This window comes from Flavobacterium tistrianum (assembly GCF_003254545.1).
In the GTDB taxonomy this organism is placed as follows: domain Bacteria; phylum Bacteroidota; class Bacteroidia; order Flavobacteriales; family Flavobacteriaceae; genus Flavobacterium; species Flavobacterium tistrianum.
The window spans coordinates 386,358-398,796 of sequence record NZ_QJRH01000071.1 but is presented as its reverse complement, the minus strand read 5'-3'; the positions used below and the strand labels follow the sequence as shown (position 1 = coordinate 398,796).

Genomic DNA, 12,439 nt, shown 5'->3' with positions numbered 1-12,439 from the left:
AAAGCCTCCCATTTCTGAGAGGCTTTTCTGTTGGTCTACTAGGACTCGAACCTAGAAAGACGGCACCAAAAACCGTAGTGTTACCATTACACCATAGACCAGCAGTGCGGTTAAGCGGGTGCAAAATTAAAACTTTATTTAATTTATGCAAATTTTAATTGAAACTTTTTTAAATAAAAAAAAAAGTCTCTCATTTCTGAGAGACTTTTCTGTTGGTCTACTAGGACTCGAACCTAGAAAGACGGCACCAAAAACCGTAGTGTTACCATTACACCATAGACCAGCAGTGCTGTAAAGCGAGTGCAAATTTAAGTCTTTATTTAGTTTGTGCAAACTTTTTGAGCAAAAAAAAATCATTTTTTTTGATTTTTTTCACATTGAAATCTACTTCCACTTCGAAAACTTCTCAGAAACAACACGTTACTTTAAACTTATAGTTTTATAGAATTTTTTGTTAATGCTCGTTTCTTTACATAAAAAAACATTTTCTTTGTAGGATAGAAAAACATTCAAATTTTTAACACCTAAATATGGCACAATTCAATTTCAATAAATGGAATACAATTATTGGTTGGTTTGCATTTGCAATCGCTTTAATAACTTATACATTAACAGTTGAACCTACAATGAGCTTTTGGGATTGCGGAGAATATATTGCTACCGCAGCCAAACTTGAAGTTGGTCACCCACCGGGAGCTCCACTTTTCCAGATGATGGGTGCATTTTTTGCCATGTTTGCAATAGATGCTCAGCATGTGGCTCTAATGGTTAACATGATGTCTGTTTTCTCTAGCGCATTTACCATATTATTTATGTTCTGGTCATCATCTATGATTTTGAAAAAGATCGTAGGTCGTTTTGCCGAGATCGACCAAAACAATTCGATTGTAATTTTAGGAAGCTCTTTTGTAGGCGCTTTGGCTTATACATTTTCTGATAGTTTTTGGTTTAACGCAGTAGAAGCCGAAGTTTATGCAATGGCTTCTTTATTAATTGCATTGCTTTTCTGGCTTGGTTTACGTTGGGAACAAGACATGGATAAACCAAAAGGAAATAAATGGCTTTTAATTATTTCATTGGTTATAGGTCTTTCGTTTGGAGTTCACTTTATGGCTCTTTTGACTATTCCTTCTATTGGATTCTTATACTACTTTAAACACTACGAAAAAGTTACTATCAAAAACTTTCTTATTGCCAATGTAGTTGTTATTGGAATTTTATTATTCATTTTCAAATTATTGCTTCCATTAACTATGGCATTTTTCGGAAAAACCGAGATTTTCATGGTAAACAGCATGGGACTTCCTTTCAACTCAGGAACTATCTTTGTAGCATTATTATTTGTTGCCTTTTTCTATTTTGGATTAAAATACACTAGACAAAAAGGCTTAATATTCTACAACACTATTATATTGTGTATCTTATTCATCCTGATTGGTTTCTCAACTTGGCTAATGCTTCCTGTTCGTGCAAACGCTAATACAGTTATCAACGAAAACAAACCATCAGATGCTACTGAGGTTTTAGCTTATTATAATCGTGAGCAATACGGAGTGAATCCTCTGTTTTATGGGCCTCAATACACTGAACTTTTTGCTGGTCTTGATGCTAAAACGCCTTATTTAGACAAAAAACCAAACTACGAAAGAGACTACAAAACAGGTAAATATATTATTACCAATAATTATAAAAATGCAGAACAAAATTCTGATGACAACCAGAAAGCAATTCTGCCAAGAATGTGGAGTACAGAAACGGGTCACATTCAAAACTATATCAACTTTACAAATCCTCCAAAATTCCGAATCAATCCTAATTATAATTATGATGAAGATTTGGCAAAATACGGAATCGACGCTAGCCAATTAAGTGAAGATGAATACAATAAAGCTACAGCTCAATTACGTAACGAAGTTGAAAAAACAGTTTCTGAGTTTAGAAAAGCTTACGCTCAAAAACAAATTGACAATGAAGGTTACGTAAAATTCTTAAGAAGTTACGGCGAATATCTACTTATTGAAAAACCAACAACAGCAGACAATTTCAGTTTTATGTTTGAATATCAATTTGGATATATGTACTGGAGATATTTGATGTGGAATTTTGTTGGACGACAAAATGATCAGCAAGGTAAATACGATAATCTAGACGGAAACTGGATCAGCGGCATCAAAGCTTTGGATTCTGTTCATTTAGGTTCTCAAGACAATCTGCCAACAGATGTTTTAAACAACAAAGGTCGTAATGCTTATTATTTCCTTCCTTTTATTTTAGGATTAATTGGTATCATGTACCATGCAAATAAAGACTTGAAGAGCTTCTACGTGCTTTTGGCTTTATTTTTATTTACAGGAATTGCACTAAAAATATATTTAAATGAAAGACCTTTTGAGCCTCGCGAAAGAGATTATGCTCTTGTAGGTTCCTTCTATGTCTTTGCCATCTGGATCGGGTTTGGTGTTTACTCACTCTATGAAAGTTTGTACAAATATTTGGCTCCAAAAATTGCCGGACCAGTAATTATTGCCGGAAGTTTGTTGGCTGCGCCTGTTTTAATGGCTTCTCAAAACTGGGATGATCACGATAGATCTGGAAGATATACTGCAGTTGCAATGGCAAAAGCTTATTTAAGTTCTTGCGATAAAAATGCTATTTTATTTACCATTGGAGATAACGACACCTTCCCTCTTTGGTATGCGCAGGAAATTGAGCATTTTAGAACCGATGTCAAGATTGTAAACACAAGTTTATTCATGACAGACTGGTACATTGATCAAATGAAAGCGAAGTCTTATGAATCAAATCCGTTGCCTATTTCTTTTGTACATAGCCAATATGTAGGGGATAATTTAGATTACACAGCTTATATTCAGAAGATTGATACACGTTGGAATATTAAAGATTTTATCGATTTTATCAAAAACCCTAAATCGACTGTTGGATTGCAAAATGGACAAACTATCCATTTTTACCCAACAAACAAGATTAGAGTAAATGTAGACAAAAACACTATTATCCAAAATAAAGTAGTGAACCCTAAGTATTACGATTCTATTGTTCCTTACTTAGATATTGACATCAAAGGAAGCGCATTATACAAAAATCGTTTAATGATGCTTGATATCTTAGCAAATAACAACTGGAAGAGACCTATTTACTTTAGCGGCGGAGCTTTTGATGACGAAGACTATTTATGGTTAAAAGATTATCTGCAATTGGACGGAATGGTGTATAAATTGGTTCCAATAAAAAATACTCCTTCTAAAGATGGCGGACCATTAGATATGGGACAAATTGATGCAGATAAAATGTACGATATTGTAATGAAATGGGATTGGGGCAATAGCAATGGAAACATTTATCATGACCCTGAAACTAGAAGAAATAGTATTACCTACCGCACTAATCTTTCAAGATTAATGAACCAGCTTATTGCTGAAGGTAAAATTGACAAGGCTAAAAATGTAATCAATTTAGCAATGACCAAAATGCCTTTAGACCAATATGGTTATTATTCATTGGTTGAGGCTTTTACTGATGGCTACTATAAAGTTGGCGAAAAAGCCAAAGCGCAAGATCTTTTAAACAAATTGGTTCAGAAATATAAAGAGAACTTAAACTATTATAGTACATTGACTCCTTCTGACCAAACTGATTTGGCTGTAGACATTATTACAGATATTGAGCGTTACAGAAGTTTGCTGCATGTAATGGACGATAATAAAGACACTGCTTTTTACAACCAGCACAAAACAACATTTAATACTTACGTGAATGTTTTTGAGCGTTTTGGACGTGAAAAAGAATAAATAATATACGAAAATCTTACTTATTAAAAAAATGCAGCGCTGTTTGATAAATAGCGCTGCATTTTTTAATTTTATACATACTAATACAATTTTAATTCAAAATGAGCTTCTATTGGGTAAAAACTAACGCATTTATAAAAAAGGTGTTTTCTAAATATTGCTGGGACATTCCTAACAACGAAAAGAAAATATACCTGACTTTTGATGATGGCCCAACTCCAGAAATTACGGATTGGGTTTTATCTGAATTAAAAAAATTTGATGCAAAAGCTACTTTTTTCTGCATCGGAAAAAATATTAAAGCCAACTTGGCTTTGTTTGAAAAGTTAATTACCGACGGACATTCAATTGGCAACCACACCATGAATCATGTGAATGGATGGAAAATCCATACTAATGAATATATTGAAAATGTAAAAAACTGTGCTGCTGTTTTAGATGAGCAAGAAAAAGCTCCTCACCGCTTATTGTTTCGCCCTCCTTATGGAAAAATCAAAAAAGCGCAATCTAAAATTCTTAGAAGTTTAGGCTATAAAATAGTAATGTGGGATGTTTTAAGCGCCGATTTCGATCAAAGCATTACTCCAGAAAAGTGTCTTGAAAATGTTACCAAAAATGTAAAATCTGGTAGCGTAATTGTTTTCCATGACAGTATTAAAGCTTCGCCAAATTTAAGATTTGCTTTGCCTCGAACACTTCATTTTTTAAAAGAAAACGGATATAAGTTTGACATTATTCACTAAATAACATCAACAAAAGAGAAGTTATTTAGACGTTAAATTGTTCCTGAACAATTCCGATTATAGTATTGGCATCAAGCTCTCCAGATTGCCTCCAGATCATTTGCCCTTCTTTGTAAATCATTAAAGTTGGAAGTCCTTTTATACGAAGTGCTTCTGCTAGTTCCTGATTTTTATCTACATCAATTTTGATTACTTTGGCTTTATCGCCAAGCGCAGCAGCTACGTCCTTAATAACAGGATGCATAGAAACTGAAGATTCATTCCAATCTGTGTAAAAATCAATTAACACTGGAACTTGGGCATTTATTAGTTCTCCAAATTTTGACATAAAACCAAAAATTAAGTTTTTTAAATCTCTTAAAAGAAATAAATATTATACAAATGTAGCATTTTTAACGAATTAACCGACATTACGGCCTTTTTTTAGTTCAATTACTGTTATTTCTGGCATAATTCCAACTCGTCCTGGATAAGCATGAAAACCAAATCCGCGGTTAACATAAACGTATCTTCCGACGTTTTCGTACAATCCAGCCCATTGTTTGTAAATGTATTGTGCTAGACTCCATTTAAAATAACCCGGAATTTCAATTCCGAACTGCATACCATGTGTGTGACCTGCAAATGTCAAATGAAAATTCTTTGGGTGATCTTTAATTTCGGCATCCCAATGGCTCGGGTCGTGACTCATTAGAATTTTAAAATCATCCTGATGCACATTTTCAGAAGCTTTGTTTAAATCACCAGCTTTCTTAAAATTCACTCCCCAGTTTTCTACACCAATAAGAGCAATTTTATCATCGCCTTTTTGAATATAAGTATGTTCGTTCAGCATTAATTTAAAGCCAATTTGACCATACAAATTTTTAATAGCCTTAAAGTTTTCGTCTTTTTCTTTTTCAGAAGGCCAAGTCACATATTCGCCGTAATCGTGATTTCCTAAAACTGCAAACTTCCCATATTTATAATCTTTAATACGACTAAAAGTTTCCAGCCAAGGATGCATTTCTTTAGCATGTGTATTTACAATATCACCCGTAAACAAAATCAAGTCTGATTCTTGCGCGTTGATCAGATCAATAGCGTAATTTATTTTTTCTGGATTATCAAAACTTCCGCTATGAACATCAGAAATCTGTGTGATTTTAAACCCATCAAAAGCATCTGGAAGATCTGGAAAAAATATGGTTTGTTTGATTACTTTGAAATTATATTTCCCTTCAAAAATTCCGTAAATAATAGAAAGAAAAGGAATTGCTGCAAGACCTAATGCAATCTGACTCACAAACTTTCTGCGATCAGGCATCATTTCTTTTCGTGGAGTATTGTAAATAAAATAATTTACGATACTGGCTCCGATTCTAAAAATATCTTCACTGAACATTATTAGTGTAAGCACAATTTTAGGCACATACACTGTCAGCATCAAACCTGTTGTAAACACAAATTGTCTAGTCTGACCAACAGAGCGGTCTACTTGCGAAAAAGAATAAATGATGAAGACTAAGACAAGTAAACTTATAACTTGATAGCTAATCAAAACCCAACGTGTTTTGATTAAAGTTCGAAAAGCCTGATATGAATAGAACTCAATAAATAATAAAAGAGCACATAGAATTATAAAACGAAAGATCATTTAATTTATAGTTTTAAACAAAGTAACAAAGAATGAGAATTCTATTTCTTTTTATTATAAAAAATTTAACGCTGTAAAACCAAAAAGCTGAAAGATGACTCTCTCAGCTTCTAACCTACCAACCTTTAAAACTATTTAATCTTAAGACTTAAAATCTTATATTATTTTGCTTTTGGAGCTTCTGTTTTTGGAGCTTCTGCTTTTTTGTCTCCTTTAGCTTTTTTGTTTGCTTTTTTATCGTGTTTTTCAGTTTTCACTTCTTTTGTTTGTGCTGGAGTTGTTTGCGCGTTTGCGATTGCAAATGTTCCTAAAACTGCTACTGCTAAAATTGCTAATTTTTTCATGATTCTAAATTTTTATTGATTGTTAATTTATTATTTACGAGTCAAAGATAGAATCGTAAAATGAAGATGAAATGAAGATAAAGTCCTACAAGAAATTTTAACTTTTAATTAGCTTTTTCAAACAATAAAGTAAATGTAGTTCCTTGATTTAAAATTGATTTTACCTTGATTTGAATATGATGAAAAGAAGCAATGCTCTGCGCAATTGCAAGTCCTAACCCCTGCCCTTCCTGATCTGAACTGATTCTAGCAAAACGACTGAATATTTTCTCCAACTGCGATTCGTCCATTCCTATTCCTGAATCTTTTACCGAAATAAAATAGTGTTCATCGGCAAAACCATCTTCTATAATTATGCCTCCTTTAGGTTTATTGTATTTAATGGCATTAGTTACAAGATTATAAATAAGAATATGAACTAAGGTTTTATTTCCTACAAAAACAAAATCACTTTCTATTTCGTTCATAAACTGAATATCTTTATCCTCAATTCGATCTTGAAGGTCTTCTTGCAGATCAGAAACAATTTCTCGAAGATTAATCTCCTCATTCAATTCATATTGATTATTATCTATTCTAGAAATCAGCAATAAATTATTGATGATTTTTTTTAGCATATCTAGCGTTTTTAGAGAGCCTGCAATTTTATCAACAGCATTATCATCTAAAGACTGATTCTGCAATAAATTTTCGAGTTTGTTTTTGAGCAGTGCAATCGGCGTAAGAAGTTCATGTGAAACATTGGAGATAAACTGTTTTTCCTTTTTAAAAACTTCACTAATTCGATCCATCATTTGGTTCAAAACAAAGTCCAATTCCCTAAAGTCTCTTGAAGTTGCTTTTATCGGAGTGTGATCAAATGTTTCTGGTTCGTTTACACGTCTAATTTTGGTATCAATAATTTTATAAAATGGTTTTAGGAGGTATTCAATATAAAAAGTGTCTGCCAAAAAAGTAATCAGGAGAATTATCACAAAAACGATTATAATAAAAAGCTTTATGACAAAAGTCAAATCGTTAACCTCGCTCAAACTGCTTCCTATTTCAAGCTGATAATCTTCGCCATCATACGTAAAATGATGCTGCAGGATTCGATACTCGCTTTCTTCCCCTTCTATTTTTCGATATTCATTGCTAAATGTTGTTTTTTTCTGATGTGGTTTTATAGAAACTCTAGACAGCACCAAAAACTCACTATGAAGCGTTGAAAACTCAGAAAAAGTATCGGTCGAATCGTCTGGGTTTTCGATAAAATCATTAATTTCTTCTCTATTCAGGTGCTCAATAAATTTCTTCTTTTTCTCAAGCAGTGTATTATTAATATGATGATATACCACATTTTCTACCAAAATAGGAAGCATCAACCATAAAACCAAAATGACCAGCAATCTGGTCATGGCATTAAAAATAGCTAATTGATGTTTTATTTTCACAAGAAATGAATTTATTCGTTTATACGATAACCCACATTTCGAACAGTTTCAAACCAATCTATCGAAGTATGTTTGTCTAATTTTTTTCGAAGATTTCGAACATGAACATCTATAAAGTTAGAATCTGAATTGACTTCCAGGATATCGCCCCAAATATGCTCAGTCAATTGCAGTCTAGTGATAACACGATTTTTGTTGAGAACTAAATACTGAAAAATATCAAATTCTTTTTTAGTGAGGCTTAAGGGGATTTCATCAAAGCTCACTTTATAATCTTGAAGTTGCAATAAAAAACCATGAATACTTAAATTGTTTAAAGTAAAACCATGAATTCTACGAATTACAGCAAACAATCTCGCCGCCAATTCTGTCAAAGCAAAAGGTTTTGTGAGATAATCATCAGCTCCAAGATGAAGCCCGTTAATTCTATCGTCCAATTCTCCGCGCGCTGTAAGCACAATTACAGCAATCTTTGATTTTGTTTTTCGAATGGCCTGCAAAACCTCAAAACCATCTCCATCAGGCAAACCAAGATCCAACAGCATAGCATCATAATCATTGCTTCCAAATTCTTCCAAAGCATCGGCACAGTTATTTGCAATTTTACAGATATAACCTGCGTTACACAAAAAGTCATAAACTTCTACAGCAAGCTCTTTATTATCCTCAACAATTAAAACATTCATAAACAAAGCATTTAAGCACAACTAAAATTAATCAATTATCGAAAATTTTGCTGCACATTATTAAAAAATTAACTAACGAAAAAAGCTGATAAATTTCTTCATCAGCTTCTTCAATCGCGTTCTCATAATCATTATTCCTGTTTTGCCTTCGTTACAACGCTTCGAAAACAAAACGAGAGCAATTTTTATTTTTTTACTGGCGCTACTTCTTCTTTTGTAGCATCAGCTTTTGCTTTTTTATTTCCTTTGTGATGATGTTTTGTAGCTTTTACTTCTTTTGTCGGTGCTGCTTGGGCTGGAGTTGTTTGAGCGCTTACCATTACACTTGTTCCTAAAACTGCTGCCAATACAATAAATAAATTTTTCATAACTTTTTATTTTTTTTGATTATTTGTTATTTTTTCATTTTTGCAGTTTCTGGTTTAGCTGCTTCTGTTTTTGGCGCTTCACTTTTCACTGATTTTGTTTTTTTGTCTGTTTTACTTTTTTTAGGATGTTTGGTTGCTTTTACTTCTTTTGCTGGAGCTGTTTTTCCATCTTTTGCAGGGAATGCGTGAACCATTGCACTTGTTCCTAAAACTGCCACTAGTAACATTAATAAATTTCTCATGATTTCTAAGATTTAAGAATTAATACCTTTTATTTTACAGATCAAAATTACCTTCGTAACATGAAGAGAAAATGAAGAAATCCCTGAATAAATTATTTTTAACTTGATATTAACTTTTGCTGCTTTTTCAACATATGAGTTCTACAAATTCATTTAAATCTTTAATCGTTTTCCAGCATTAATTTATTTATCAGGAAGACGCGCTGCGATACGTCTCTACTAAAATGGACTTATATGACTTGTATGGTCAAACAAAATTAATTTTCAAGAACTGAATCGTTTTTTAAAACCCAATTGTTTATTTTTACAGACTAATATTTTTAATATGTCAACTCAAAAACGCCTTTTTCTTCTAGATGCTTACGCATTAATTTTTCGTGGTTATTATGCTTTTATAAAAAACCCGAGAATCAACTCAAAAGGAATGGATACATCTGCAATTATGGGTTTTATGAACTCACTTTTGGATGTTATTAAAAGAGAAAAACCAGATCATTTGGCCGTTGCTTTTGATAAAGGAGGAAGCCATGTGAGAACAGAAATGTTTGTAGAATACAAAGCGAACAGAGATGAAACTCCAGAAGCGATTAAAATTGCTGTTCCGTATATTCAAGAGTTATTAAGAGCTATGCATATTCCGATTATTGAACTTGAAGGCTGCGAAGCCGATGATTTAATTGGAACAATCGCTAAACAGGCAGAAAAACAAAACTACAAAGTCTATATGGTAACTCCAGATAAGGACTTTGCCCAACTAGTTTCTGAAAATATTTTTATGTATAAACCAGCCCGAATGGGTAATGGAATCGAAATTTGGGGAGTTCCTGAGGTTTTGGCAAAATTTGAAGTTGAAAGGCCAGAACAAGTAATTGATTTTCTTGGAATGATGGGTGATGCTGTCGATAATATTCCTGGGCTTCCTGGTGTTGGTGAAGTAACTGCCAAAAAATTCCTGAAAGAATTTGGCACTATGGAAAACCTTTTAGCAAATACTGATAAGCTTAAAGGCAAAATGAAAGAAAATATCGAAGCGAATAAAGAAAAAGGCATTCTTTCTAAAAAACTGGCTGCAATTATTACTGATTGCGATGTTACTTTTAATGAAGAAGATTACGAACTTTCTCGTCCAGATATCGAAAAAACAGATGCTATTTTTCAAGAATTAGAATTCAGAAGAATGGCAGAACAGTTTGACAATTTATTCAGAACAGATGGTGGTCAAGTGACTACTGCAACTCCAGATGCAAAACCAGCTAAAAAAACTGCTGCTAAAAACGAAGACCAATTTGATCTTTTTGGAAGCGCTGATGCAGATGAAGATACAGACGCTCCAAGAACTTCTTTCTATAACACTTTAGAAAATACTGAACATTCGTATCAGACTATTCAAGGTGATTTAGGAATTAAATTGCTTTTACAGAATTTACAAAAACAGACTTCCGTTTGTTTTGATACCGAAACCACAGGAATCGATGCTCTTCACGCAGAATTGGTCGGAATGTCATTTTCTTACGAAAAAGGAAAAGCATTTTACGTTCCGTTTCCGGAAAATCAGGAAGAAGCAAAAGCTTTAGTAGACAAATTTGTCCCGTTTTTTGAAAATGAAAACATTGAAAAAATCGGACAGAATTTAAAATACGATTTAAAAATCCTTTCTAATTATGGCGTTACCGTAAAAGGAAAACTTTTTGATACGATGATCGCGCATTATCTGATTAATCCTGATATGCGTCATAATATGGATATTTTGGCTGAAACGTATTTGAAATATTCTCCAAAATCTATTGAAACTTTGATTGGTAAAAAAGGGAAGAATCAGCTTAATATGCGTGATGTTCCTTTAGAAGATATTAAAGAATACGCTGCAGAAGATGCTGATATTACCTTACAACTGAAAGAGATCTTCACAACTCAATTAGACAAAACCGAAACTAAAAAGTTATTTGACGAAATCGAAATTCCTTTAGTAAGCGTTTTAGCCGATATGGAAATGGAGGGTATTCGTCTTGACGTTGATTTCTTAAAAGACATGTCTAAAGAAATGGATGTTGAAATCAAATCTTTGGAACAAAAAATATACGAAACGGCTGGCGAGAAATTCAACCTAGCTTCACCAAAACAATTAGGTGATATTTTATTCGAAAAACTAAAAATTGGCGGAGCAAAACAAAAGAAAACCAAAACCGGACAATATGCAACTGGCGAAGAAGTTTTGACTTATTTGGCAAATGACAACCCAATCGTAAAAGATATTTTAGATTGGCGCCAGATGGTAAAACTGCAAAGCACTTATATTTTGGCTCTGCCAGAACAAGTTGACAAAAAGACCTTACGCGTTCATACCGATTATATGCAGGCGGTTGCTGCGACTGGGCGTTTAAGCTCTAATAATCCGAACTTACAGAACATCCCGATTCGTACCGAAAGAGGGCGTCAGATTCGTAAAGCTTTTGTTGCACGCGATGAAAACCATACTTTAATCTCTGCCGATTACTCGCAAATTGAATTGCGAATTATTGCTGCTCTAAGTGGCGAAGAAAATATGATTGCCGCTTTCCAAAACGGAGAAGACATTCACAGAGCAACCGCTGCAAAGGTTTTTAATGTTGCTTTAGAAGAAGTTTCCCGCGAACAAAGAAGCAATGCTAAAACGGTAAACTTCGGAATCATATACGGTGTTTCTGCTTTTGGATTAAGCAGCCAGACTTCACTTTCTAGAAGTGAAAGTGCCGCTTTGATCGATGCATATTACAAAACTTATCCGCGTTTGAAATCTTATATTTCAGAACAAGTCGAATTTGCACGCGAAAAAGGTTATGTACAAACTATTTTAGGCCGTCGTCGTTACTTAAAAGACATTAATTCTGCCAATGCCGTTGTAAGAAGTGCAGCAGAACGAAATGCTGTAAATGCGCCAATTCAAGGAAGTGCTGCCGATGTAATCAAAATAGCAATGATCAACATTCATAAAAAACTTCGTGACGAAAACTGGAAATCTAGAATGTTACTGCAAGTACATGATGAGCTTGTGTTCGATGTTCATAACGACGAACTCGAAAAAATCCAGCCTATGATTAAACACGAAATGGAAAATGCTTTTAAAATGTCAGTCCCTTTAGAAGTTGAACTTGGAATGGGCAAAGACTGGTTAGAAGCGCATTAATTTTATTTTAGATTG

Annotated in this window: 10 protein-coding genes and 2 tRNA genes; 3 read left to right on the top strand and 9 right to left on the bottom strand. The window is 33.5% G+C overall.

From position 1 onward, the window contains the following. Nucleotides 1–30 precede the first annotated feature (30 nt). Nucleotides 31–101: transfer RNA gene (locus DMB71_RS16740), tRNA-Gln, on the bottom strand. Nucleotides 102–212: 111 nt separating this feature from the next. Continuing rightward, nucleotides 213–283 (bottom strand) — tRNA-Gln (locus tag DMB71_RS16735). Between the two features lie 247 nt (nucleotides 284–530). On the opposite strand from DMB71_RS16735, the gene DMB71_RS16730 reads away from it, so the two are divergent. Both DMB71_RS16730 and DMB71_RS16725 read left to right on the top strand, forming a co-directional pair. Next, entirely contained in the window at nucleotides 531–3,809 is a 3,279-nt protein-coding gene (locus tag DMB71_RS16730) for a glycosyltransferase family 117 protein (RefSeq protein WP_111368017.1), read from the top strand. A gap of 101 nt (nucleotides 3,810–3,910) precedes the next feature. Beyond that, nucleotides 3,911–4,552, top strand: a complete 642-nt coding sequence (locus DMB71_RS16725) for a polysaccharide deacetylase family protein (RefSeq protein ID WP_111368015.1) — start codon at nucleotides 3,911–3,913, stop codon at nucleotides 4,550–4,552. A 25-nt stretch (nucleotides 4,553–4,577) separates the two neighbouring features. Here DMB71_RS16725 and DMB71_RS16720 read toward each other — a convergent pair whose 3' ends face one another. The 7 genes from DMB71_RS16720 to DMB71_RS16690 form a co-directional block, all read right to left on the bottom strand. Continuing rightward, nucleotides 4,578–4,880 carry a thioredoxin family protein gene (locus DMB71_RS16720; RefSeq protein ID WP_008466807.1) on the bottom strand — a complete coding sequence of 101 codons (303 nt, stop codon included), beginning with the start codon at nucleotides 4,878–4,880 and terminating at the stop codon, nucleotides 4,578–4,580. Nucleotides 4,881–4,952: 72 nt separating this feature from the next. Then, the gene (locus DMB71_RS16715) at nucleotides 4,953–6,188 is read right to left on the bottom strand and encodes a metallophosphoesterase (protein WP_111368013.1); all 1,236 of its coding nucleotides are present in this window, start codon (nucleotides 6,186–6,188) and stop codon (nucleotides 4,953–4,955) included. A 161-nt stretch (nucleotides 6,189–6,349) separates the two neighbouring features. Continuing rightward, on the bottom strand, nucleotides 6,350–6,532 hold the full coding sequence (locus DMB71_RS16710; protein WP_111368011.1) for a hypothetical protein: 183 nt from the start codon (nucleotides 6,530–6,532) through the stop codon (nucleotides 6,350–6,352). A 104-nt stretch (nucleotides 6,533–6,636) separates the two neighbouring features. After that, nucleotides 6,637–7,965, bottom strand: coding sequence for a sensor histidine kinase (locus tag DMB71_RS16705; RefSeq protein WP_239452993.1), 1,329 nt, complete (start codon nucleotides 7,963–7,965; stop codon nucleotides 6,637–6,639). Nucleotides 7,966–7,976: 11 nt separating this feature from the next. Beyond that, nucleotides 7,977–8,651, bottom strand: a complete 675-nt coding sequence (locus DMB71_RS16700) for a response regulator transcription factor (protein WP_111368010.1) — start codon at nucleotides 8,649–8,651, stop codon at nucleotides 7,977–7,979. Between the two features lie 185 nt (nucleotides 8,652–8,836). Beyond that, nucleotides 8,837–9,019, bottom strand: a complete 183-nt coding sequence (locus DMB71_RS16695) for a hypothetical protein (protein WP_111368008.1) — start codon at nucleotides 9,017–9,019, stop codon at nucleotides 8,837–8,839. A 26-nt stretch (nucleotides 9,020–9,045) separates the two neighbouring features. After that, on the bottom strand, nucleotides 9,046–9,261 hold the full coding sequence (locus tag DMB71_RS16690; protein ID WP_111368007.1) for a hypothetical protein: 216 nt from the start codon (nucleotides 9,259–9,261) through the stop codon (nucleotides 9,046–9,048). 325 nt (nucleotides 9,262–9,586) lie between these two features. Between DMB71_RS16690 and polA the strand changes: the two genes are divergently transcribed. Beyond that, nucleotides 9,587–12,424, top strand: a complete 2,838-nt coding sequence (gene polA / locus DMB71_RS16685) for a DNA polymerase I (RefSeq protein ID WP_111368005.1) — start codon at nucleotides 9,587–9,589, stop codon at nucleotides 12,422–12,424. The last annotated feature ends 15 nt before the right edge of the window (nucleotides 12,425–12,439 follow it).

Coding starts and splice junctions, on each gene's coding strand:
- DMB71_RS16730 (WP_111368017.1), top strand. CDS start 531: ATGGCACAATTCAATTTCAATAAATGGAATACAATTATTGGTTGGTTT.
- DMB71_RS16725 (WP_111368015.1), top strand. CDS start 3,911: ATGAGCTTCTATTGGGTAAAAACTAACGCATTTATAAAAAAGGTGTTT.
- DMB71_RS16720 (WP_008466807.1), bottom strand. CDS start 4,880: ATGTCAAAATTTGGAGAACTAATAAATGCCCAAGTTCCAGTGTTAATT.
- DMB71_RS16715 (WP_111368013.1), bottom strand. CDS start 6,188: ATGATCTTTCGTTTTATAATTCTATGTGCTCTTTTATTATTTATTGAG.
- DMB71_RS16710 (WP_111368011.1), bottom strand. CDS start 6,532: ATGAAAAAATTAGCAATTTTAGCAGTAGCAGTTTTAGGAACATTTGCA.
- DMB71_RS16700 (WP_111368010.1), bottom strand. CDS start 8,651: ATGAATGTTTTAATTGTTGAGGATAATAAAGAGCTTGCTGTAGAAGTT.
- DMB71_RS16695 (WP_111368008.1), bottom strand. CDS start 9,019: ATGAAAAATTTATTTATTGTATTGGCAGCAGTTTTAGGAACAAGTGTA.
- DMB71_RS16690 (WP_111368007.1), bottom strand. CDS start 9,261: ATGAGAAATTTATTAATGTTACTAGTGGCAGTTTTAGGAACAAGTGCA.
- polA (WP_111368005.1), top strand. CDS start 9,587: ATGTCAACTCAAAAACGCCTTTTTCTTCTAGATGCTTACGCATTAATT.